At 40.4% G+C, this 21,299-nt stretch carries 22 protein-coding genes and 3 pseudogenes; 8 read left to right on the top strand and 17 right to left on the bottom strand.

Going from position 1 to position 21,299, the window contains the following annotated elements:
* Window positions 1–7: 7 nt before the first annotated feature.
* The 3 genes from AC4CU2_RS11840 to pnuC form a co-directional block, all read right to left on the bottom strand.
* Window positions 8–517, bottom strand: a complete 510-nt coding sequence (locus AC4CU2_RS11840) for a DUF2505 family protein (protein WP_183174019.1) — start codon at window positions 515–517, stop codon at window positions 8–10.
* 134 nt (window positions 518–651) lie between these two features.
* Window positions 652–921: a hypothetical protein gene (locus tag AC4CU2_RS11845; RefSeq protein WP_490768872.1), complete on the bottom strand. Its 270-nt coding sequence runs from the start codon at window positions 919–921 to the stop codon at window positions 652–654.
* An 8-nt stretch (window positions 922–929) separates the two neighbouring features.
* Entirely contained in the window at window positions 930–1,505 is a 576-nt protein-coding gene (gene pnuC / locus AC4CU2_RS11850) for a nicotinamide riboside transporter PnuC (protein ID WP_490768873.1), read from the bottom strand.
* Window positions 1,506–1,704: 199 nt separating this feature from the next.
* Between pnuC and AC4CU2_RS11855 the strand changes: the two genes are divergently transcribed.
* From AC4CU2_RS11855 to AC4CU2_RS11865, 3 genes are read left to right on the top strand one after another with little or no spacing between them, the layout of a single operon-like run.
* Window positions 1,705–2,502, top strand: a complete 798-nt coding sequence (locus tag AC4CU2_RS11855; protein WP_490768874.1) for a crotonase/enoyl-CoA hydratase family protein — start codon at window positions 1,705–1,707, stop codon at window positions 2,500–2,502.
* 53 nt (window positions 2,503–2,555) lie between these two features.
* Window positions 2,556–3,464 (top strand): alpha/beta hydrolase family protein, encoded by a 909-nt coding sequence (locus AC4CU2_RS11860; RefSeq protein ID WP_490769234.1) that lies wholly within the window; start codon window positions 2,556–2,558, stop codon window positions 3,462–3,464.
* A 6-nt stretch (window positions 3,465–3,470) separates the two neighbouring features.
* Window positions 3,471–4,055 (top strand): TetR/AcrR family transcriptional regulator, encoded by a 585-nt coding sequence (locus AC4CU2_RS11865; RefSeq protein ID WP_490768875.1) that lies wholly within the window; start codon window positions 3,471–3,473, stop codon window positions 4,053–4,055.
* 9 nt (window positions 4,056–4,064) lie between these two features.
* On the opposite strand, the gene AC4CU2_RS11870 is transcribed toward AC4CU2_RS11865, so the two are convergent.
* Window positions 4,065–4,541 carry a hypothetical protein gene (locus tag AC4CU2_RS11870; protein ID WP_490768876.1) on the bottom strand — a complete coding sequence of 159 codons (477 nt, stop codon included), beginning with the start codon at window positions 4,539–4,541 and terminating at the stop codon, window positions 4,065–4,067.
* A gap of 337 nt (window positions 4,542–4,878) precedes the next feature.
* Here AC4CU2_RS11870 and AC4CU2_RS11875 point away from each other — a divergent pair, with 337 nt between their 5' ends.
* Window positions 4,879–5,325 carry a GNAT family N-acetyltransferase gene (locus AC4CU2_RS11875; RefSeq protein WP_490768877.1) on the top strand — a complete coding sequence of 149 codons (447 nt, stop codon included), beginning with the start codon at window positions 4,879–4,881 and terminating at the stop codon, window positions 5,323–5,325.
* A 33-nt stretch (window positions 5,326–5,358) separates the two neighbouring features.
* On the opposite strand, the gene AC4CU2_RS11880 is transcribed toward AC4CU2_RS11875, so the two are convergent.
* From AC4CU2_RS11880 to AC4CU2_RS11895, 4 genes are all read right to left on the bottom strand, one after another.
* Complete coding sequence (locus tag AC4CU2_RS11880) at window positions 5,359–7,206, bottom strand: sensor domain-containing diguanylate cyclase (protein ID WP_490768878.1); 1,848 nt, start codon at window positions 7,204–7,206, stop codon at window positions 5,359–5,361.
* A gap of 158 nt (window positions 7,207–7,364) precedes the next feature.
* Window positions 7,365–7,703: an FKBP-type peptidyl-prolyl cis-trans isomerase gene (locus tag AC4CU2_RS11885; protein WP_004981094.1), complete on the bottom strand. Its 339-nt coding sequence runs from the start codon at window positions 7,701–7,703 to the stop codon at window positions 7,365–7,367.
* A 48-nt stretch (window positions 7,704–7,751) separates the two neighbouring features.
* Window positions 7,752–8,282, bottom strand: coding sequence for a YaeQ family protein (locus AC4CU2_RS11890; RefSeq protein WP_004694442.1), 531 nt, complete (start codon window positions 8,280–8,282; stop codon window positions 7,752–7,754).
* A gap of 68 nt (window positions 8,283–8,350) precedes the next feature.
* Window positions 8,351–9,355, bottom strand: a complete 1,005-nt coding sequence (locus tag AC4CU2_RS11895) for a CobW family GTP-binding protein (protein ID WP_197926863.1) — start codon at window positions 9,353–9,355, stop codon at window positions 8,351–8,353.
* A 475-nt stretch (window positions 9,356–9,830) separates the two neighbouring features.
* Between AC4CU2_RS11895 and AC4CU2_RS11900 the strand changes: the two genes are divergently transcribed.
* Window positions 9,831–10,034, top strand: a complete 204-nt coding sequence (locus AC4CU2_RS11900; protein WP_078425411.1) for a hypothetical protein — start codon at window positions 9,831–9,833, stop codon at window positions 10,032–10,034.
* 245 nt (window positions 10,035–10,279) lie between these two features.
* On the opposite strand, the gene AC4CU2_RS11905 is transcribed toward AC4CU2_RS11900, so the two are convergent.
* The gene (locus AC4CU2_RS11905; protein ID WP_078425410.1) at window positions 10,280–10,801 is read right to left on the bottom strand and encodes an acyl-CoA thioesterase; all 522 of its coding nucleotides are present in this window, start codon (window positions 10,799–10,801) and stop codon (window positions 10,280–10,282) included.
* 309 nt (window positions 10,802–11,110) lie between these two features.
* Complete coding sequence (locus AC4CU2_RS11910) at window positions 11,111–12,109, bottom strand: patatin-like phospholipase family protein (protein ID WP_490768879.1); 999 nt, start codon at window positions 12,107–12,109, stop codon at window positions 11,111–11,113.
* Between the two features lie 138 nt (window positions 12,110–12,247).
* On the opposite strand from AC4CU2_RS11910, the pseudogene chrA reads away from it, so the two are divergent.
* Window positions 12,248–13,123 (top strand): annotated as a pseudogene (gene chrA / locus AC4CU2_RS11915) (chromate efflux transporter); the annotation flags it as partial.
* 1 nt (window position 13,124) lies between these two features.
* On the opposite strand, the gene AC4CU2_RS11920 reads toward chrA, so the two are convergent.
* Window positions 13,125–13,619 carry an IS630 family transposase gene (locus AC4CU2_RS11920; RefSeq protein ID WP_490768633.1) on the bottom strand — a complete coding sequence of 165 codons (495 nt, stop codon included), beginning with the start codon at window positions 13,617–13,619 and terminating at the stop codon, window positions 13,125–13,127.
* A gap of 47 nt (window positions 13,620–13,666) precedes the next feature.
* Complete coding sequence (locus tag AC4CU2_RS11925) at window positions 13,667–13,972, bottom strand: IS630 transposase-related protein (RefSeq protein ID WP_000122230.1); 306 nt, start codon at window positions 13,970–13,972, stop codon at window positions 13,667–13,669.
* 33 nt (window positions 13,973–14,005) lie between these two features.
* Here AC4CU2_RS11925 and AC4CU2_RS11930 point away from each other — a divergent pair.
* Window positions 14,006–14,323: pseudogene (locus AC4CU2_RS11930) on the top strand (chromate transporter); the annotation flags it as partial.
* A gap of 53 nt (window positions 14,324–14,376) precedes the next feature.
* On the opposite strand, the gene AC4CU2_RS11935 reads toward AC4CU2_RS11930, so the two are convergent.
* From AC4CU2_RS11935 to AC4CU2_RS11950, 4 genes are all read right to left on the bottom strand, one after another.
* The gene (locus tag AC4CU2_RS11935) at window positions 14,377–15,852 is read right to left on the bottom strand and encodes an alanine/glycine:cation symporter family protein (RefSeq protein ID WP_078388425.1); all 1,476 of its coding nucleotides are present in this window, start codon (window positions 15,850–15,852) and stop codon (window positions 14,377–14,379) included.
* A gap of 74 nt (window positions 15,853–15,926) precedes the next feature.
* Entirely contained in the window at window positions 15,927–17,168 is a 1,242-nt protein-coding gene (gene gltS, locus AC4CU2_RS11940) for a sodium/glutamate symporter (RefSeq protein WP_078388424.1), read from the bottom strand.
* A 505-nt stretch (window positions 17,169–17,673) separates the two neighbouring features.
* A complete protein-coding gene (locus AC4CU2_RS11945) occupies window positions 17,674–18,945 on the bottom strand; it encodes a DcaP family trimeric outer membrane transporter (RefSeq protein WP_490768880.1) in 1,272 nt (423 codons plus the stop codon).
* 350 nt (window positions 18,946–19,295) lie between these two features.
* Window positions 19,296–19,445: a hypothetical protein gene (locus AC4CU2_RS11950; RefSeq protein WP_161489506.1), complete on the bottom strand. Its 150-nt coding sequence runs from the start codon at window positions 19,443–19,445 to the stop codon at window positions 19,296–19,298.
* Between the two features lie 86 nt (window positions 19,446–19,531).
* On the opposite strand from AC4CU2_RS11950, the pseudogene AC4CU2_RS11955 reads away from it, so the two are divergent.
* Window positions 19,532–19,984 (top strand): annotated as a pseudogene (locus tag AC4CU2_RS11955) (nitroreductase family protein); the annotation flags it as partial.
* Between the two features lie 75 nt (window positions 19,985–20,059).
* On the opposite strand, the gene AC4CU2_RS11960 reads toward AC4CU2_RS11955, so the two are convergent.
* On the bottom strand, window positions 20,060–21,259 hold the full coding sequence (locus AC4CU2_RS11960; RefSeq protein WP_490768881.1) for a multidrug effflux MFS transporter: 1,200 nt from the start codon (window positions 21,257–21,259) through the stop codon (window positions 20,060–20,062).
* Window positions 21,260–21,299: the final 40 nt, after the last annotated feature.

A 21,299-nucleotide genomic window follows, 5' to 3' on the forward strand; every position in this document is an offset into this window, starting at 1 on the left:
AAAACCTTTAGCTTAAGGTTTCTGCATGCAGATTTTGGCGCAGTTCATCTTCCACAATATCCAGCTCGATTTGGCTAAACTTACGGATTTCACCTTCAGCATGTTTTTCTAACATACCGCCAATTAATGGTACTTTCACTTTTACCGTCCATTCCAGTTGAAAGTGAATCTGCTCATCATTACCCGATACACTACGTTGGCACACGGCTTCTAAAGGTAAGTTGGGGTCTAAACGAACTTCCGAGCTCAATACAACTAAATTGCTGACGTCGGTACGTTGTAATCGAAAAGCATCTTTTAAAAATTTCTTCGCAATATCGGGAATATTGACATCCAAATTATACGCGCGCTTGAGGGTATAAATATCGCCGACTTTATTCGACTCCAAAATTTCCAACTTCTCACCGGGAATACGACGACAAACATTTTCATGTAAGCTGATATTGGCTGCGAGTCGACGGAAGTCATCCAATGAAACACCTTTGATGGTGGCATTGACTACAAACTGATGTGCCATAACATTAAATCCTTTATTTTTTGTTTTTGTAAACATCCATGCCCTGATCAGGACTGAAAAACTGGATCTCGTCATCCTGTAGAAGGGTCAAATATAGACGATGATCCAGCACCGACTATACCTTGATCTAGATATCAATGTGCGCCATTCTGTATGACAATATCATCTGCAATATAAATAAAAACCACGCGCTCAAAACAGGCCAAGCGAATGTCAAAATGCTCTGCCCCATCATCCAGTCCTGTAACCGCCCAACTTGCACTGCTGGGTAAATCACCCAGCCAAGTGGCCTGATAAAAATCCGCAACCGAAGCAAAGTCCAAATATCGCTGTGGACTTCCCTTTAACCGTTCAATGACCGACTCAAATTGAGCCAACTGTGTATATTTAAAGTCAATCAACATTGCCCAGCCTAAACACTTTTCAGTTGTTGTTTATGGCGTACCTGTGTCCATTGCCACCATCCAAAAGCCGCCAAGCCAACAAAGCCTACATATAAGCCAGCGGTTAGGAACAAATCTTTATAGATAAACATACCGACATAAACAATATCGACAAATACCCACAACACCCATGTCGCAATATGTTTACGACTGGTCCAATAGGTCGCCAACAGGCTAAACGCTGCGAGCTGCGCATCCAATAGTGGTACAGCAGCATCGGTCAAATACTTTAAGCTCAGACCAAATACTGCACCAGCCGCTGCGGCAAATAGCATTTGCAAAATCACTTGCCGAGCTGTAATCGGTTCAATCCGAATATCATGATCTTGTTGTTTACCTTTGAGCCAGTGATAAAAACCATAAAAGTTCACCACCACAAAGAAAAACTGCAAAATGGTTTCGCCATACAACTTATAGGTATAAAACAAATAGGCATATAACAAGAAAGCAGCGAAGTTAAACCACCAACACCACATATTGCGCTTAATGGTCAACGTCACCCCGATTAAGCTAATGATGACTGCAAATATTTCAAGGCTAGACATGGTTCAACTGGTATTCAAAGAAGTGCTGCTATTATGAAAAAAAACTCAATAAAGGCAAGACAATTCCACTCAATCTAAACGTCGATTTTTTTTCGGGGAATCTGAGCAAACTATCGAGTCACAGAATGAATACGCATAAATTTTGACAGTTTTCTAACAATCGTTTAAAAACTTATAAAACGATGCAGGAATAATCAAAATGTCAGAACAACAAGGTCGTGTCAGTCGCGAAGTTCGCGGTTCGTTATTTTTAATTGGTTTAGACCGCGCAGCCAAGCGCAATGCTTTTGATAGTCATATGATTCATGACTTATCACTGGCCCTTACCGAATATGAGGATGATCCTTCACTGCGCTGTGCTGTAATTTTTGCGCACGGAGAACACTTTACTGCTGGGCTTGATTTGGTTGAGTTGCAACCCAAACTCACTGCAGGCGTTTTCGACTTTCCCGCGTCACAAATTAACCCTTGGGGCACCAGTTCCAGACCTCGCATCAAACCCGTGGTTGTAGCAGTCCAAGGCTTTTGCTTTACCGCGGGAATTGAACTGATGCTCAATGCAGATGTGGCGATTGCCCATGCCAATACACAATTTGCCCAAATGGAAGTACAGCGCGGTATTTTACCTTTTGGCGGTGCAACGGTTCGCTTTGTACAAGCCGCAGGTTGGAACAAAGCCATGCGCTATCTACTCACAGGTGATAGCTTCAATGCGCAAGTAGCTCTCAATCTGAACTTAATTACCGAGGTCGTAGAAGCATCCACACCAAACGCTGCATTAGAGCGAGCATTGGCCCTTGCAGAATCGATTGCGCAAGCAGCACCACTCGCCGTTCAAGCTACGCTGGCTTCTGCGCAACAAGCAGTACAACACGGCGCAGACTATGCCTTTGCACATTTACAAGAGCACCTCGGCCCGCTACTCAAAACCCAAGATGTCCAAGAAGGTGTCATGGCGATGCTACAACGCCGACCTGCTCAGTTTAAAGGGCAATAAAGCTCAAAAGTCTGGAACGGACTTTAGTATTTAACAAAAAAGAAGAAACGATGATGCAAGCCACCGCCCATTTAGATTCGACCCCAATAGAGAAACAAACTGTAAAATTTTCAGCAACCGATGGTTATATACTTGTTGGTACACGTTATCGCTCATCTGAGCCGATCAAAGCCAACATCATTGTTGCCAGTGCAACAGGTGTACCACAGCAGTTCTATCGCCGCTTTGCCGAGTATGCAGTAGCTCTAGGTTATCAAGTCCTAACTTTTGATTATCGCGGTGTGGGGCTTTCTGCACCGAAACAACTCAAAGGTTTCAGCATGTCCTATTTGGACTGGGGGCAGCTAGACTTGTCGGCTGTCATTGACTCTATCCGCAAAGATGACAAACCTATTTTTGTGGTTGGACACTCTTATGGAGGCCAAGCACTCGGTTTAACCCACAACCATGACCAAGTCACTGCGATGTATTGCTTTGGCACGGGTGCGGGTTGGCATGGCTATATGCCGTTTCGGGAAAAAATGAAAGTGCACGTCATGTGGAATATTATTTTCCCGCCGATGGTTGCACTAAAGGGCTATCTGCCTTGGAGCCTGCTAAAAATGGGTACCGATTTACCTGTGGATGTCTACACACAGTGGCGAAAATGGTGTAAAAATCCGACCTACTTTTTTGCAGATCCAGATCAGCAACACTTACTGGAACAATATGCACAGGTCAAAACTCCAATCTATGCTGTTTCAGCACTGGATGATGACTGGGCTTTACCGAACTCAAGGCATGCATTTATGCAGCATTATCGGCATGCGAACATGCATTACCTCAATATTGAAGCCAATGACTATGGCTTGAAAGAAATTGGGCACATGGGATATTTCCGCCAAGGGGCCGAAGCCATCTGGGAAGATATGCTGAACACTTTGAATGGCTATTTATCATTACCAACCACTACGGAACGTTAAAGCTCTATGCGCCCACAAAAACTGAGTAAAGAACAAATCCAGTTGCACTGCATGCAAACCTTTAAAACCCATGGTTATGCAGGCACCAGTATGGATTTACTAGCAAAGTCTTGTGGGCTCAGTAAAGCGGCATTTTATTATTATTATCCCAATAAAGAAGCTTTGGTTTTAGATATTTTGCAAGTCAGCCAGCAATACTTAAACCATAAACTGTTCAGCATTTTGTGTGATACGCACTTAGAGTATTGCATTCGCTTTGAACACTTGCACCAGCAAGCTGTCCGCTTTTTTAGTGCGGGTGTTCAAGGCTGTTTAGTCGGGATGCTGTCTTTGGAAGTCCCACATTTATCCGAACAAATTCATCTCAAAATTCAATCGATTTTCCAAGATTGGGAATTGGCGTTGTTACACTACTTTCAGCAAGTCATGCCTATTGCTCAAGCTGAGGCACTGGCTAAAATCAGTGTTGCCGATTATGAGGGCGCAATTTTAATGACACGCTTAAAACAGGATGACTTCTATCTAACTCATGTTGGAGAGCGAATTCTTAAACAGTTATCCATATCTGTGATGGACGCTGAAGAGGCTTAAGCGAGGAGATCAATCACGAGTACGATGGCTTTTTTTATGCTCGCGTCCACTGCGGTCAATATGCGTATAAAACATGCCATAACGACTTACATAGTATTCAAGCGACTGATCATAGAAGCTCCAAAAAATAGACCATTCATTTAAATCCATTTTGCGAATTTGCGTCTGGGTTTTCGCAGGCATTTTGACCAATAAGGTACTTTGCATCAACGTTGCATCTTCTTCGACCGTGAGCAATATCGCTTGATCTAAAAATAGAGTCGCCACGTCATCGAACAGCTCTTGTTCATAAGCATCAACTTCAATAACACGCTCAATCTGAGGTGCTCTATTGGTATGCGTTGCCATTTGCACAGATGCTGCTTCCGATTCAACCGCTTTTTTTTGTCGCTTCAGAAAGCCGTGCTTTTTTTGAATTTTGACTATAATAATAGATGCTGCAACCAAAGCAATGAGTATGCAAATCATCAGTAAAAATGTCGCCATGCTCTGCTCTCGTAACAAATATTCCCTTTTAAAATACAGCATTATCGCTCAAATAAACACCAAATTAATTAAAACAGACTACGTATGAAATCAAATGCTCAATTCGATGACTTGTAATTGAGTATTGATTCTCAGACCCATTCAAGTGATTCAACACATATTCGTACAAACGTGAAAGGCATCACGATATGTGATTTTTCACTCACAAAATCACTATAAAAAATAATTAACTTAGTGCGATTGAACAACAAAGTTACATCCGTACTAACAGTAATTCAATTTAATAAATATAGTCGCTAGCATGAAATAGCTGTTTCTATAGCTCTAAGAAGAAAAGATGATACGGGCAGCCCAAATTCAGGACATTTCTGAAATTTTAGATGTCGTGCACGACAGTATTCGATCATGTATCAAAGACCACCATCGCCATGAAAGTACGATTCAAATTTGGCTAGAAAATAAAACCCAATCCAACCTGATTATGTGGATGCACTATAACGACAGCTGGGTCTATGTACTCAATCAGCACGTGGTCGGTTTTATTATGGTCAGTGATCAAGGTCGTATTTTACTTAATTATATTTCATCCGCTGAACAACAGCGCGGCATTGGAAAAGCTTTATTAGAAACTGTTATTGAACATCTTAAACGTAAAAAAATTCACCAAATGAGTTTAGAAAGCACCCAAACGGCATGCTCTTTTTATCAAAAACATGGCTTTCAAATCCACGTCCAAGACATCCCAAATCCAAAAATGGTGGCTATGGTTAAACTCTTATCCTAAGGGTGATTGACCGAAGCATGACTCAGCTAAAAATCACTCATTTTCATATGATTCATTGGGCATTTTCATCTGATCACGGCCCGCTTCTTTGGCTTGATACAGTTTTAAATCGGCCGCTTTCATAAGGTCGTGAATATTGGCATAACTCGTTTCACGATCCATCCACGACACTCCCATACTCAAAGTCACATAATCTTTGCCATCTAGGCGGTTATGATGCTCAAAGCGCGCACTGCGCACCGCATCTAAAACGGTTTGCATAATCTGGCTAATAATCACAATTGGGACATTATATAAAACAATGGCAAACTCTTCCCCACCATAGCGTGCTAAGTAAGCATTATGTGGCAGTACCGCACCAATCACTTTGACCAGATTTTGCAGGACTTCGTCGCCCTTTAAATGCCCATAGTAATCATTATAATTTTTGAAATAATCGACATCCATCATGGCAAAAACCAAAGTTGCATGACTATCTTGTTGTATTTCAACAAAGCGCTGCTGAATTTCTTGATTCAATGCACGCCGATTATAGGCGCCTGTTAAGGCATCAATTTGAATTTGATATTCGAGTTTTTCATTTAAGTCATGTAATTGAGAGGTGCGCTGTTGCACTTTTTGCTCTAAAGAATCATTCAATTCAATTAAATTATTATTTAAACGTTCGGTATGGTAAGTCTGATAAGCATAGTTACGTGATTGTCGGAACATCACCAAAAGTGCATACAGACTGGTAGAGATAAAAGATAGATGAATAGAATCAATCACATGTAGCGTTAGTAAAAAGTCATGAATGACCGATATACACAGCAATACCACGGCGTATAAATTGATTTTCGAATATTTTTGTTTGGTCTTTAAAGTAAGGTAAAAACCATAGGCAAAATTAAGCAAAATAACAATACTGAAAAATGCGCTATAAAAAGCCAGCTGCTCAAAAACAACTTGCTCGGATAACAAGGTAATGACGATATTCAAGGTCAAAACCAAAATGGAAACGGTATAAATCCAACGCTGTAAATAGTACTGATTGAGCAAATACATATAGCTCAAAAAAAACATGACCGCTAAATAGATAAATAAATATTCTAAACGTATGCCCCACAACCAGTTGATATCTAGGAAGGTCGTATAAGCATATGGCGCAGTAAAAAGATTATGTAAGGCAAGAAATAAAATAAAAATACCAAAAACAAAAATACTTTTACTATTCCGTTCATCTGAACCACGGAACATCGAGAACATGGTGGTGAACATTCCTACACCAAACACCACGCCACAGATCATGGCGATACTCATCATCAGTTGCTGATAATGTCGATTAATCGTTTTAGCAATGCCAATATGCATGGGGCTTTCAAGGCCGCCGCGTAAATTGTTAAAGTTTGAGGCTTGTATACTTAAAGTAAAATAGGGGCTGTCAGGGACAAAATAAGCAATCCGCGGTGCATTTTCTGTTTGCTGTGCTCCCGCATTATCCGCGACATCCCCTAAACGAACTAAAAAATCGCCATTGAGATAAACCCGATAAGCACAATTTTGATTGGGGATATGAATGGCTAGCCTTCGGCCAATAAATTCATCCGGAATTTTGAAATGACCGACAAAAGTCCCATAACCCGTATTACTACCTGTAAGTTCTTGAAATGAAATTGGCAATTCGGTAGTTTTAGAAGGGAGTTTACGACTAGGCTGAGAAATCAGCTCTTGGTCATAATAAGACCATGTACCTTTTAAATAACTGGTGGTTTGTTCGGTGAATTGAATGTCATTGACATTTTTTTGATGCAAATAATACTGCGTGGGCTCAGCTTCATATTGTGCCCACGTCGAAGGTATCAAACTTAAAACCAGCAAACAGCTTAAAACAAACCCAAACAAAGACCGTTTGCTCAATGAGCTATACAAAAGCGACTCTTCCCTTAAATACGCTCTGCCTAATAATTAATCTACAAATGTTTTTCTTAAAAACCAAGTGTTTTTACAAATGAATCAAATACATCCTTGTAATTGACTCTTTTATTTATCAATATTTTTGATTAATCACGTGTTTTTACATCATACAATTCAATTTCAAAAATCAAATTTGAATTGGCAGGAATAATATTGCCCATTTTACGCTCACCATAAGCCAAATGTGATGGCACGATGAGTTTACGTTTACCACCCACTTTCATGCCCATAATCCCTTGGTCCCAACCTTTAATGACACGGCCTGTCCCAATCACGGTTTCAAAGTAGTTTCCACGGTCTAAAGATGAGTCAAATTTGGTTCCATCTTCTAACCAGCCCGTATAATGTGTGGTGATTAAAGCACCTTTAACTGCTTCTTTACCTTCACCGACAACCAAATCAATAATTTCTAATTCTGCGCTCATGTTCTCGCTCCAACCTATTCAATTAATAAATCTAGTTAAACTGCATGCTTATTGCAATTTCGTCCATTCAATAATGGCTTGAGCATGGTCCCCAATTAAAGTCCACTCACCATCCATCACATTCAACTGAAGTTGCATGGTACGCTCACACAAGGCTTGAACTGCTTCAGTACTTGCAGTCGACAATTGCCAGATTTCTACATTGTTCAATGTCTTCAACTTACTGTTGCGCTTATACCACTCATCGACCGCTGTGCCATAAGTGACAATCGCCACCTGCTTACAACGTGCACTGGCTTTTTTCACTTTATCTTCGTCTGGGCTACCCACTTCAATCCATTTCACCAACTGACCCGTGAGGTCTTTTTCCCACAGCGCAGGTTCATTGGTTTCAAATAAATCTTTGGTAAACTCTAAAGCTTCATCCGCAAAACGTGCAAATGCCAACAAACGCACCATCAAACGCTCAATGGTTTCTGAAGGATGCAATGCCAAAGTCAGTTGATAGTCCCCATATTGGTGGACATCCATATTGGCAATATTCAAATCTGCCTTATAAATTGTAGCTTTAAGCGCCATACATACCATCCTCAAATTTGCCGACTAGCATATAAGATTTCGGCTTTTTTTGCTTAAAACAATTTAAGTCATTGCTCAATGCGGCATGCAAAAAGTGCGCTTTCAAAATCCATCCAATCTCTTTCATTTTGAACAATCAATTCAACTCGATTATCAATCCCTTCCTCGACATCTTGATAGTTAAATTGTTCTGGATTGAAATTAAATGCCTTCCATCCCTGATTGGTATGGAAAATTCCTTTAATCCGTCGCCAATCTTGCTGTTCACAAAGTAAATCTAATAAATCGTAAAAGTCAAAAAACCAACGCTTCGGCATTTTCCAACCTGCAACACTATAACCTTGCGCTGTTTCTACATAATGATACGGCAACTGTTTAATCTCGGGAAAATCTTGTTGAGTCGCTTTCAACTGTTGCTGAATGTTCAGTAAAGGCTGCTTGAGTCGTTTTGTTCCGATGTACTCAAAATCGATTTGCGTAAGCTCAATCTTGCCCTGCTCTGCCATCAACCACTGCTGAGCATAAGGCTGATATTCACTTTGCAGTTTTTCAAGAGCATCTTGATCTGTTTTTTGCATTTGAGCTTGATGCGAAACCACCACAATCTGCGCCGCTTTTAATTGATCCTGATAGAGATTTTGTGCTGTCCAAGCATAATCATGTAAACGCGAACCATCCAGCACGGTGATCGGCGCACGCACGTGCAGGGTCGAGTGCCAATGTGGCTCGGTCAGTTGCTCCAGTAACTGTGCTGGATGTCCCAAGCCTGTGGGTTCAATAAACAGCCGATCAGGCTTTTGTTCTGAGAGCAAACGAGACAGTGCTATTTGCATCGGTAGTTGGCTGCTACAACATAAACAACCACCTAGTAATTCTTTTACCGCATAGCCTTCCGTTTGTGGCATGAGCTGTTGATCTACGCCAATTTGCCCAAACTCATTCATCAGTACCGCCCAAACTTCATGTTCCGGTTTCTGACCTAACAAATGCATGAGCAAAGTAGTTTTACCCGCGCCAAGAAAGCCTGAAATAATATGCGTAGGAACCGCCTGCGGCATCGACATCAGTTTCAAAATTTTATACCTAGCATGGAATATGATAAAAACAACACAATAAAATAAGCCATCATCTTAATTTAAATAACCAATTTTCTCATCTCAAATCCATGGCATCGAACACTCAGCATTCAATTGGCTGACATTCCATTCATCGATACCCGTATTAGACAAACTTCCTTACATTTTACTCAGGACCAAAATTAAGCTTCCGCACTTAATTCGCATGCTTTGTACAGTTTATGTGAGTTTTCAAACATCCGCACTGATCATTAATTCTTCATTCCCTCTCAATCTATTCACAAAAAGCTTCTACTTGTTACTCAAAGCCCACCATTTTTTCATCATCTGTAGTTTTAGGTAATGTGCACTTTTCACATTGTTGCTTCGATTGAACCGTAGATATTCAGGCGATAGCATGAAGCTCAGTTCAAATTGATGTGATGATCAGTCTGAACTATTTTTATCTATAAAATATAAGGATGCCAAAACCATGAAACTTTCACACTTAATTATTGCAACATCTTTAACAGCTGCGAGCTTTGCAACTTTTGCTGCACCTCAACAAGCACCAGCTCAAGAAGACAAAGTTGTGGTATCAACCCAAGAAAAAGCTGAAACTACAGACTTAAGTGCAAATGCACCTGCTTCGGAAGCATCAGCAGAACAACCGAATCAAGAAAAAGCCGCTAAATAATTGAAATATTGAGAGATCCAGTGGCTTTACTCTCCTGCTGGATCGCAACAACTTTTTAGCGTCACTTGAAACCAAGATATATCCTGTCTTGGTTTCTTTTTATTTATGCGCATGGACTATAGAAGTTCGAGATCAACAGGTGCAAAAAGCCAAATTTGCGTAGTTTTCCCATATAAGCTTCTATTCAAAACATCAACGTCAGACATAAAAAAAGATCCCCTATGTAGGAGATCGTTTTTTAAAACTTAACTATGCGATGCTTTTTTATAAATACTGCACGAAGGATGGTGGTTTTCTTGTAAGCGCGCGACTTTACGTTGTTCTGCCGCTTCAAAACGACAACGCTTCCAGTCATTGTCCAAATTCAATGCAGGAATTTGTTTTGGCTTACCATTTTCATCTACCGCAACCATGGTGAAGTAACAGCTATTGGTATGGCGTATTGTACGCTTTTGAATATTTTGTGCTTCAACACGAATACCAATTTCCATTGAAGTACGACCGACATGGTTCACGCTTGCCAAGAAAGTCACCAACTCGCCCACATGAATCGGCTCTTTAAAATTAACTTTATCAACCGATAAGGTCACCACATAACTTCCTGAAAAACGACTTGCACACGCATATGCCACTTGGTCTAACAGTTTCAAAATGGTGCCACCATGCACATTTCCTGAAAAATTCGCCATATCAGGTGTCATTAAGACCGACATAGTGAGTTCAGACTGGTCATCCGCAGCCGCAGCAATTTGATCTAATGGGGACATCGCGTTCTCTAATTGGTAAGATAATAGGATATGTGACATTTATTATATCGGTTTTGAACGCTAAATTTGGTAACAAAACCATCATTATTATTTATAGTGATTTAAGTATCATTCAAAAATATATATATAAAGAAGACTAAGCTTTTGAATCTATAGGCCTTCTTTAAATTTTAATTTATTCAAAAACATTGTCGCTGTGATATTTTCGCAGCACATAAATGGCTTTGAGCCTCATTAGCATGTATTTCTAGTTATAGAAACACATGCTAGTCCAGTCCATTCAGGCTTTTATTTTGAGATCACACCAGATCAATGCGTTCGTGCTTGAATACTTTGAATATTCAATTTTTGCTTATAATTTTTCTGCGCAAAAACTTTTTGAATCTGTCCTAACTGTGCAACGGTTGCATCGACCCCAGCTTGCATGGTCAACTCACGTCCGCTGACATCAAAAATATGTACTTTCTCGCGCAAGTCTGGCTGAATCACAATATCGGCATTTTTCAGCTCAATTTGTGCAAGGTTCTTTTGCATAATATTGATATTTTGGTTAAACAGCCCCCAAACATTTGAGGTTTCGGTATACATCGGCTGCGCCAAAATATCAACTGCAATAATAATATCCGCCCCTAACTTACGTGCGACATCAACAGGTACTGGGCTGACTAAACCACCATCTACATATTCATCAGTACCAATCTTGGTTGGAATGAACATACTAGGGATCGATACCGATGCCCGAACCGCTTGCCCAGTATTGCCATAGTTAAAGACAACTTTTTTACCTTGTTTTAATTGCGTCGCCACCACATACATCGGGATAGGTAAGCGTTGAAGTGGGATATCGCTCACTTGTTCATTGACATAGTCTTCAACTTTTTGACCATCAAAGAAACCTTTCATGTCCAAACGAATATCGCGCACATCATTGGCTTTCATATTCAGCGCAATATCACGAATTTGATTGGCATTTTTACCGCTAGCATACAGTGAGCCGACGATACTACCAGCACTGGTTCCCACGATAAAGTCGGGACGAATCCCCGACTGTTCTAAAACTTGAATCGCACCAATATGCGCATAACCACGTGCACCGCCACTTCCTAACACCAAGGCGATAATTGGGCGGTTTTGTTCTTTTTTGAGCTGTTTAAAATTGATCTGGTTGAGTCGCTCTTGGGCTTCTCCTGACTCAGTTTCGGCTGAAAAAGCCTGACTTGGCGTTTCTTGAGCAACTTTTGGCATGCTTTGACAGCCGACTAAAGCGAGCAATGTAAACGACATAAGGCTAAGTTTAATGTTCAACATGATTCACCGAGGTTGAGATAGAGCGAAGTTTTCCAGCAGCATAGTGTATGAAAATCAGCAGTCCAAGTACTGTTGTTTTTCGTAAAAGCGTCATATTCCTTTATTATAATCTGTTTCAATTTTTCAGCATAATTCAACATGCACACTCAGCAGCTCACTCGCATCTTTCTGCATTTTTTAAAATTGGGCTGCTTGTCTTTTGGTGGGCCTGCTGCACATTTGGTGTTTTTTCACCGACATTTTGTACAACAACTTCGGTGGTTGAGTGATGCTGAATACACCCAACTGGTTGCTCTCGCACAATTGCTCCCTGGGCCGACCAGCAGCCAAGTGGGTATTGCCATTGGTTATCAACTCCAAGGCTACCGCGGCGCATGTGTGGCGTGGCTCGGTTTTACTTTGCCGTCTATGCTTCTCATGGCATGTCTTGCGGTACTGGGTCAACAGTACTTCAATCAACTCAGTGCGATGACACTACATAGCATTCAGTTGATCGTTTTTGCTGTGGTGATCTGGGCCTTTTGGCAAATGTTGACAAGTTTCTGCAACACTATTTGGCAATATGTGCTGATGCTACTTAGCACCTTGTTTCTTTACTTTGTACCATGGTCATTCAGCCAAGTTATCGTCATCTTAGTTGCTGCTTTCGTCGGGATTTATTTCGCATCAGATTCGACATCAAAGCTTCAAGACAGCAGCTTAAATACAAAAGCCCAAGCAAAGCAGGCTTATCTTTGGCTGATTGCCTTTGTTTTGCCTTTTGTAGTTTTTATAGTGTGGTATCCATCTTCTTCACTTTTCTCACAAAGTCTGTTTAGTTTTTACCAAGCCGCATCTTTGGTTTTTGGTGGCGGGCATATTATTTTGCCATTTTTACATCAAGACTTTGTTGCCAGCCATATTTTATCTGCCGAACAATTTGACTTGGGTTATGCGCTGGCTCAACTCATGCCCGGCCCCTTATTTAGTTTCGCCAGTTACTTAGGTGCTTTACTGCCTTTAACACCCTGTATAGTCAAACTACTTTATTATTCATACAAGATTCGAAAAAAACTCGAAATAACTCATCGACTGAGTCGATCAACCATTCTTTACGCTTACGTTTAACCCATGCCCACATGTGTTCTATAGGATTTAAATCAGGGCTGTATGCAGGAAGCCAAAGAATTTTATGCCCTTGTTGTTCCAATAACTCCTGAATATCTGCTCTTTTATGAAATGCTGCATTATCCATAACCACTACACTATTTTCTGGTAATGCTGGTATGAGGAATTGCTCAATCCAAAAATGAAAAACATCTGAATTGATTTTGCAGTCAAATAAACCGACTGAAAATAACTTACTCTCATGGATTGCTCCAATGGCATTGGTCTGATTCTTTAATTGCCAATTATATTGCCCTAAACAGGGTACTCCTTTTCGTGAGTAGCCATGAGGTCTATAATCATGTGACTTAAAACCACTTTCATCCAGATAAATAATCGGATGGTTTTTTTCTAATTCATTCACTTGCAGAATAAATTTATCCCTAAGCTTTGTATCTGCTTTAGGATGGCTTAACGTCTTTTTTTAACTGTAATATTTAAGCGCTTTAATGCAGCACCAATAGATGAAACACCACAATTAAAACGTGCAGCACGTTCATATTGATAAGCATCAGGATACTTTTCAACATCTTCACGTAAAGCATCATCGTTAATTTTAGAAGGTTTACGTACACGAGTTTTTTTAATCTCTATACGTTTCTTCCATTCAACAATGGTATTTTTATTAATTTCAAATTGTGCAGCTACCGCTCGAATAGAATAACCTTCCTCAAGCTTAGCTAAAATTTTACGTCTAAAATGTTCTGAATAACTCATTGCACCATTGTATTGGTTTTATAATGATTTGACTATATTTGGCTGAATGTGGTTCTAGCCACCTTAGCAATCTTTCTGCCCTCATTCTTTTTAATCTTTGCAACCTTGCCTTATTGGTCTTGGCTTATGCAGCAAGCTGCGATACGAAAAGCCGTGATTGGGATTAATGCTGCAGTAGTCAGTTTACTGCTGTGTTTAGTGATACAAATGGGACAAAGTTATTTCAAGCATTGGACTGACTTAGTTTTTGTAATCGCTGTTATTTTACTGCTTCGAACCAAACTCCCGATTTGGCTAAGCCTGATTTTAAGTTTTGCACTCTATCAGCTGTTGTTTTACTTTAACGGTTAAATAGCCATAAAAAAGCCCCTATCAATGTAGAGGCTTTTTTATGTACTAAGTGATTACCAAATGTCTGATTTCACTTTGTCTTTAAATTTAGGATGGTTATCCAATTTAAACACTGGCTCTTTCACACCTTGTTTCAGCTGTGCCAAATAGTCTTTTAACAGCATCAACAAGAATGGTGTTAACAGCAAAATAGCAAACAAGTTAATGGTGGCCATGATACCCATGAACAAATCGGCAGTGTTCCAAATGAGAGGCACACTCATCACTGAGCCGAGATACACCATAATCAAAACAAAGATACGGAAGACGAACATCACCTTGGCATTGTTATTGATAAATTGCACATTCCCTTCTGCATAGGCATAATTACCAATGACTGATGAAAAGGCAAACATGAATAAAATCGTTGCAAGGAAGTCATCACCCCAAGAACCAATTTGGCTCTCTAAAGCCATTTGGGTGAGCGCTACGCCTTCAAAGCCCGCATCATGATAAAGTCCTGATGCCAAAATAATAATCGCGGTACATGAACACACCACGAAGGTATCCACAAATACACCGAGCATTTGTACCAAACCTTGGTTTACAGGGTGCTTTACATCCGATGCAGCTGCCGCATTCGGTGCTGAACCCATACCTGCTTCATTAGAGAATAAACCACGTTTAATCCCCATCATCATTGCCATAGAAACCATCGCACCAAAGAAACCACCAGCAGCAGCTTCAAACTCAAAAGCTTTAGAGAAAATGAGCTGGAAGATATCAGGTAAAATAGCGTAATTAATTACGGCGATATATAAAGCAACAGCCAAATACAACAAGGCCATCAATGGCACAAAACTTTCTGCCACTTTGGCAATACGTTTGATCCCACCAAAGATAATCATTGCTGTCAGCAAGACTAGACCTAGTCCAACCCAAGACACCACAATATGTATGCCACCGAGTTCAAATGCTAGATTGGCTTTATCCCATCCCCATGCATGTGCTGTTGCACCTGTAATTGCATTGGCCTGTACTGCGTTAAACACAAAACCATAGGTTGAAATAAGCGCAACAGCAAAGACTACACCCAGCCATTTTTGTTTCAGGCCTTGGGTAATATAGTAGGCAGGTCCACCACGGAACTGTTTATTTTCTTGGTCGCGCACCTTGAACAACTGTGCAAGAGATGACTCAACAAAAGCCGAACTCATACCCAAAAATGCAGTGACCCACATCCAAAATACTGCACCCGGTCCACCAATCGCAATTGCGATCGCAACACCCGCGACATTACCTACACCTACACGACTTGCAAGCCCAGTGACAAAAGCCTGAAAAGGTGTAATACCATGATCATCATCACATTCCTTACGGCTTGATTTCATGACCTTGATGCTGTGCAAAAATAAGCGAACTTGTACTGCACCCGTAATTAGCGTGTAAAACAAACCGACCGCAACAAGGAAAATCACCAAAAAGTCCCACAGAGGTCCATTCAGTGTATTCACCCACCCGAGTAATGTTTCATTTAATTGATCATTCATCTCGATATCCTAATTATTGTGAGAGACCTGAAAGCAAAAAAGCCCTAGTTTCCTAGGGCAAATTGCATTTCCAATTAGTTAAAATATTGCAAAATAGACTGAATGACAGCCACGTTAATCAAGTCTACAAAGAATGCACCACATAAAGGCACAATTAAGAATGCCTTATGCGAAGGACCATACATGTTGGTAATCGCCTGCATGTTTGCAACCGCAGTCGGGGTTGCACCCATACCAAATCCACAGTGACCCGCAGATAGCACCGCAGCATCGTAGTTTTTACCCATCACACGGAATGTCACAAATGCAGCATATAAGCCCATCGTAATTGTTTGTGCACCTAAAATCACCACAAGCGGACCTGCAAGGTCAGCCAATTGCCATAATTTCAATGAAAGCAAAGCCATCGCAAGGTACAACGACAATGATGCATTACCAAATACATCAATCGCACGGTCAAAGATTTGAACTTTGAAAATACCTTCCAACACATTACGTAAAATCACACCACCTGCAAGCGCCCAAACAAAAGTCGGTAACTCAAGCATTGTGCCTTTCATATGGCCAGTCATAAAGTCAGCAAAAGCCAAACAGCCTGCAAACAAACCTAATGTGGTAATCGCATTATCCGCAGTGATTAAACGCACACGATGTGGATATTCAAACGGTACATATTCTGTTGAATTAATATCAGTCAGTGGTGTGTTATCACTCTTTTCAATTTGTTCATTGGTACGTGGCGTCGCCAATTGATAGCGGTTAATGAGTAACTTCGCTAGAGGACCACCAATCAAACCACCGATAATCAAACCAAATGTCGCACTCGCCATACCCAAAGCTAATGCACCTTGGATACCATGTTTAACTTCTAGAATTTCACCCCAAGCACCCGCAGTACCATGACCACCAGTTAAGGTAATTGAACCTGCAATCAAACCAATAAGTGGGTCAATACCCAATAAAGTTGCAAGGCTAATGCCGACAAAGTTTTGCACCACAATAAATGAAGCGACAGCCATCAAGAAAATAACCAGACCGATCCCGCCCTCACGCAATTTGGCAAAGTTTGCACTTAAACCAATTGAGGAAAAGAAAATCAGCATAAAGCTTGTTTGCAATTCGCTACTGGTCGTGATGCTATAGCCCCAAAGACTATGCACAACCAAGGAGATAATCGCTGCAACTAAACCACCTGCGACTGGCTCAGGAATGTTGTAGCGTTTCAAGAAACCAATTTTATTTACCAAGAAGCGGCCAAGTAACAAAACAATGACAGCAGCAATCAAGGTATAAAAAGCGTTAAAAGTAAATTCCATGACAATTGTCCATAAAGCGGATGCTTAGATTTTGTTATCTGGCTAATAAGCCACCGAATCCATTGATACTTCAAGAGATATTTCGTAAATCTGAGACAAACTCAGTCTTGCGTATGGAAATTCAGGCAATGGGTAAATTGGTAACAAACTAAGCGATCTGATGCATAACATGTTCAGTTCTACACGATGAGTAAACTGAAATAACGTAATGCCCAATAATGTTTGGACACAGATACGGTTTTTTGAAAAAAATCACAAAACCGCCCCATATTGCTTTAAAAACAAGCAATAAATGCACAGTATGGGCGAAAGACGGACATTATGCAGATTTTTTATAGATAATCTTTATTTTTTTACAATAATTTCCAACTATTTCACTTATTCTTTTCTGACTTAATACTTAAGTCTATATTCAAAATGTATTTAGTCTGTATAAATTTCTCGACTAAAACAAAACAGGAGCCTAAAGCTCCTGTTTTTAAACTACATCTATATCATCACATGATTAGAAGCTGTATTTCGCCATTAAGCCAACACGGTTGTCTTTGTAGCTATTACCAGCAAAGGTATCACGTTTACCATTGATATATTCAACACCTAAGTCCAATGGCTTAACTGGTGAATAGATGAAGTTAATCCATGCTTGGTAAACTTCTTCGTTTGCAGCTGTGTTTAAACGCGCGTAATCAGTACCATCATCCGCAAAGAGTGCGCCATACGCTAAAGTCGAACGTAATTTTTCGTTGAATTTATATGTACCACCCACTTGTACACCGAATGCTTCATTCTGTGCAATCTTGTCATTTGCAGCATTAACCACATATGCAGAATTACTGCCATATAAATAATTGCTGTTACCGTCAACATAAGACACATCAGCACTTAGTTTTAGTGGGTCCATTACTTGATAGTTTACACCAGCAGCTAAGCCCCAAGCTGTATCAGAGTCGTCAGCCGATTTATAGTTTTCAACTAAAGCACGTGCAGACACAGAGCCTTTACCGCCAGCAAAACCTTGTGTCAATTTCGCAGTTAAGTTCGGTACGCTATATTTAATATTTGTACCACTGCTGCTTCCCTCTTCAGCAGAAATAAATAATTTCGTTGCTGGTGCTAAATTAAAGCCATAACGTACTTGAGGAAGACGCGCTGTACCACCACCCACGTTAGTCCCGAAGTCAATCATTTCTGGTGCATGGTTAGACAGGAAGTTAGATGTAGTTTGACCAAATAACCAGTTGTTATACGTTAAATATGCATGACGGATACGAAGGTTTTCACTTTTATCGTTATCGGTACTTGCAAAGTCAACTTCTACTTTACCACCCAATTTGTTATCACCAGCCACATTGGTATTGAAATCAAAACCTAAACGCGTAGTTTTTGCTGTTGCACGAAGTTTATCTTTAGTTTGACCATTTGAGCTTGAAACTTTGTTGAAGTCGTCATCCGCACCTTCAATAATATAGTTTGCATCGCCACGTACATAACCATAGAAGTTAATGTCTGCGCCAGACTTAGATTTGAACGAAGACAGTGGAGATTCAGCTTTTACAGGAGCTGGCTGTGCTTTGACTTGTTGAATCTGAACGGCTTGTTGTTGTTGAACTTGTTGCTGTTGTTGCATTAATGCTTTTAGCTCTGCAACTTCAGCGCGTAATTGCGCGAGTTCTTGTTGTTCTTTGGTTGCAGCATGAGTTGTTGTCATCATCAGAGCAGCCACACTAAGTGCTAGGCTTTGAGCGATAAATGGCTTTTTATTGATGGCTAAACGCATACACAAACTTCCTTTATTACATTGTTAATAGTGAATCAAAAATTCCATTTCAGTAAAATTTTTTGCACAAAAGACCACTCCGTTTTGGTCTTTTCATATGCAAAGTAATCTTATAAAGATGAAAAATCGCACATTTCGATGTTTTAAGATATGACCTTTTATTACTCTTGCCACTAAAGTCTAATGCCATCAATTTTGAACTATAATTGATGTTATTCGCGATTGGCTTTGAAGCATCAAATTACAATTTAGACAGACTTTTGCAATAATTAAGTAACAATTCTTCATATTTTCTTAAATATAGACTGAGTTTTATTTGATATCTATACTTTTTTCTTATAACTAAAGTCTTAGTCTAATCGATAACCACCTATGCTCAGTGATGGGTCAAAATCACACCTTTGCACCAAAAAACCCCAACTATTCAGACGATTATTGCGCATGATAAATAAAATATCCGCAAGCACGAATACACGGTTATGGCAAATAGATGTGCTCATAGGAAAACTCCTAACAAAATGTTTGAGCAAACTCGTCAAACTCAATTTAGACCGTCTGAACATCCTGAAAAAACATCTAATAATAAGAAACTTTTGCATATTATCCAGAAAAATGGATTTCGCCTTTTATTGAGCACCGCAGCGAAAATGGTTGGGGCTTATATGGCTTGCTTAATATTCAAAAAGGTGAAAAAGCGAAAATCGCACAGCAGCAATCATGTAATGACTAATTTTTTGATACACCTGTTGGACTATTCTTCACAGTCAATCCAGCCATGGGCATCAGCACGAAAATGGATATTGCCATGATGATGCAAAATGTCATGATTACAGCCAAAGCACGAGACTCAGTGACTTGCCCACAAGCCGCATGAAATCATCTTCATGCTCTCGTGTTGAATATACTTGATGCTGCACAATTTGAAGAATTGGTCTGCGGCATGACGATGGGTTATGCGGATCCTGAGCAGATCGTCAATCGCTTTATAACACCACGCGTGCCAGTTGAAGATTTTGCAGTATTCTTAAACAATGAGTGAGATTTAAAGCATTCATTTAAATATAAAAAAGAGACTAAAATGAGTCTCTTTTTTATATAGTCACGACTTAAATTTTTAGGCTTTTTCGTGCTCAAGCTTAAACACATAATACAAAGCCAAAGCCACAAAAATAGCCATCACAATGGCCATATTCAAAAGTGCTGACCAGAGTAGAAAATTAAGAATCACACCACAAAGTAGACCACAACCAAATTGCATGCTGCCCATAATCGCACTAGCCGTTCCTGCCCGTGCACCCTGCTCAGACATTGCAATCGCCATGGCATTTGGCCCTGTAAAGCCGATTGCTGCGACAGCGAGAAACATCCCTGCGCAAACGATATATAACGGTGCATGCGTCATGCTACCCGCTACCAACAGCAGCCCCACACCAGCCAACTGCAAAAAACTGCCTAATTTTAAGCGCTGAAAAACACTTAACTTTTGTGCCAAGCGCTTATTTAAGGTTGAGAACAGCATAATCCCAAGCGCATTGACACCAAAGGCATAGGCAAAAACTTGCTGACTTAAGCCGTAACCATCCATCAGAATGGCAGCAGAAGCACTGATATAGCAAAAGAGTACAGCCCCAGCAAAGCATCCAACAAACATCGGGCGTCTAAAGCTCGAATCTTGCAAAATCGCGCCATAAAGGTTTAAAACTTGATTAAAGTTAAGCTTTAAACGGCGCTTCGGGTCTAAAGTTTCTTCAAAGAAAAAATGTACGCAGCACAGGCTTCCCAAACCAACGACCATCAAAAAGGCGAAAATACTATGCCAACTACTGAAACTCAGTACCAGCGCGCCTAAACTCGGTGCAATAATCGGCGCGATGGTGGTCACAATCATCATACTGGCAAATGCTTGGGCTGAGGCTTGCATATCTAAACGATCACGAATCGCAGCACGGGCAATCACCACACCTACACAACCGCCTAAGGCTTGCAAAACCCGAGCAGCAATGAGACTCCACTCACTGTTTGCAAACACACACAGTAAACTGGCAATAATGTAGAGACTCAGGCCAAAATACAGCGGTTTTTTCCGCCCAATTCGGTCACTTACAGGTCCATAAATTAGTTGTCCAATAGCCAAGCCTAAGAAGTACGCAGGTAAGCTGTTGGCCACCATTTGTGTGCTTACCCCGAAGTCATTCGCCATTTGTGGCAAAGCTGGCAAATACATATCAATCGATAGTGGACCGAGTGCAGTCAGTGAAGCAAGTAAGAGAATCCAAGCGTTGGAATAGACCGCTTTTTCCTGTGTAGTCGACATAGGATTAATTTATGTTTTGGAAGGAGAGTTTGCAGACAAG

Source organism: Acinetobacter sp. 797_lipA (genome assembly GCF_058243025.1).

Coding starts and splice junctions, on each gene's coding strand:
- AC4CU2_RS11945 (WP_490768880.1), bottom strand. CDS start 18,945: ATGCGTTTAGCCATCAATAAAAAGCCATTTATCGCTCAAAGCCTAGCA.
- AC4CU2_RS11905 (WP_078425410.1), bottom strand. CDS start 10,801: ATGTCCCCATTAGATCAAATTGCTGCGGCTGCGGATGACCAGTCTGAA.
- AC4CU2_RS11950 (WP_161489506.1), bottom strand. CDS start 19,445: ATGAGCACATCTATTTGCCATAACCGTGTATTCGTGCTTGCGGATATT.
- AC4CU2_RS11960 (WP_490768881.1), bottom strand. CDS start 21,259: ATGTCGACTACACAGGAAAAAGCGGTCTATTCCAACGCTTGGATTCTC.
- AC4CU2_RS11840 (WP_183174019.1), bottom strand. CDS start 517: ATGGCACATCAGTTTGTAGTCAATGCCACCATCAAAGGTGTTTCATTG.
- AC4CU2_RS11875 (WP_490768877.1), top strand. CDS start 4,879: ATGATACGGGCAGCCCAAATTCAGGACATTTCTGAAATTTTAGATGTC.
- pnuC (WP_490768873.1), bottom strand. CDS start 1,505: ATGTCTAGCCTTGAAATATTTGCAGTCATCATTAGCTTAATCGGGGTG.
- AC4CU2_RS11935 (WP_078388425.1), bottom strand. CDS start 15,852: ATGAATGATCAATTAAATGAAACATTACTCGGGTGGGTGAATACACTG.
- AC4CU2_RS11845 (WP_490768872.1), bottom strand. CDS start 921: ATGTTGATTGACTTTAAATATACACAGTTGGCTCAATTTGAGTCGGTC.
- AC4CU2_RS11910 (WP_490768879.1), bottom strand. CDS start 12,109: ATGTTGAACATTAAACTTAGCCTTATGTCGTTTACATTGCTCGCTTTA.
- AC4CU2_RS11900 (WP_078425411.1), top strand. CDS start 9,831: ATGAAACTTTCACACTTAATTATTGCAACATCTTTAACAGCTGCGAGC.
- AC4CU2_RS11855 (WP_490768874.1), top strand. CDS start 1,705: ATGTCAGAACAACAAGGTCGTGTCAGTCGCGAAGTTCGCGGTTCGTTA.
- AC4CU2_RS11860 (WP_490769234.1), top strand. CDS start 2,556: ATGCAAGCCACCGCCCATTTAGATTCGACCCCAATAGAGAAACAAACT.
- AC4CU2_RS11890 (WP_004694442.1), bottom strand. CDS start 8,282: ATGGCGCTTAAAGCTACAATTTATAAGGCAGATTTGAATATTGCCAAT.
- AC4CU2_RS11885 (WP_004981094.1), bottom strand. CDS start 7,703: ATGAGCGCAGAATTAGAAATTATTGATTTGGTTGTCGGTGAAGGTAAA.
- AC4CU2_RS11870 (WP_490768876.1), bottom strand. CDS start 4,541: ATGGCGACATTTTTACTGATGATTTGCATACTCATTGCTTTGGTTGCA.
- AC4CU2_RS11865 (WP_490768875.1), top strand. CDS start 3,471: ATGCGCCCACAAAAACTGAGTAAAGAACAAATCCAGTTGCACTGCATG.
- AC4CU2_RS11925 (WP_000122230.1), bottom strand. CDS start 13,972: ATGAGTTATTCAGAACATTTTAGACGTAAAATTTTAGCTAAGCTTGAG.
- gltS (WP_078388424.1), bottom strand. CDS start 17,168: ATGGAATTTACTTTTAACGCTTTTTATACCTTGATTGCTGCTGTCATT.